The organism is Vibrio sp. 10N.222.48.A3 (genome assembly GCF_041475345.1).
In the GTDB taxonomy this organism is placed as follows: Bacteria; Pseudomonadota; Gammaproteobacteria; order Enterobacterales; family Vibrionaceae; genus Vibrio; species Vibrio tasmaniensis_A.
In genome coordinates, this window is sequence record NZ_JBFRVX010000549.1 from 1 (window position 1) to 787 (window position 787).

1 protein-coding gene is annotated in these 787 nt (G+C 39.5%); it reads right to left on the bottom strand.

The features are described from left to right. The coding region (locus tag AB4653_RS15720) for an arginine deiminase family protein (protein WP_372104679.1) at positions 1–389 on the bottom strand (389 nt) is incomplete at its 3' end. Positions 390–787 lie beyond the last annotated feature (398 nt).

Consider the following 787-nt stretch of genomic DNA (forward strand, 5'->3'; position numbering starts at 1 on the left):
ATAGGAAGCTCAGAGTGGGCTAAACCACCAAGTAGGATCGTAGCCAAGTGCTCATTGTCCATTTGAGCAAGGTACTCTCTTAAATCACGCGCGAATGTAGGGCCGTAACGGAAATCAGAGATTTGAGTATTAAGCAGCCACTCACGAGCTTGTGCTACAGCGAGTGTCTCAACCAGTAGGTCATGCAGTAATAACACTTCAACGTCTTGGTCACGAAGTGTTGTCGCAAAGGCATCATGTTCTTCACCTGCTGCTTCTACTGCAAGTACATCATCAAAGAGTAGCTCATGACAGTTAGAAGGGGTGAGGTGGGTGAGTGCCCTTTCAGGCCTATTTAGGAGAACTCGTCTTAATTGACCGACTTCGGAGCCAACGTACAGCTTACTCATTTTGCATCCTTACTATTAATCCAGCGTCTATTTATGACAAGCTTGTTCGTAATATGCAAGTTTTGAAACTTGTGTAAAGGTTATGTTATTTTGATATTTTTGGTTTTAAATGCTGAGTTGTTTGTGATTGTTAATATTAAAATCCAACTGAAAGGCTGAGTTCTGGAACAAACTTTTTGCGGATCTATGCTCTAATTTCAGTGATTTGATAATCCACTTTGCTTGGTGAACGTGATTTTTCATTCAAAATTTATGCAGTTACTTACTTATAAGTGAGGTTTTATGCATCGATGAAGTGTTCGGCAGTATGCATCTGATATGACTAACCACTCAATTTTGAAGGAGTAAGGCTAAAAGTAACAATAAAAATGAAATGCTAAAACACACGGTAGTTAATA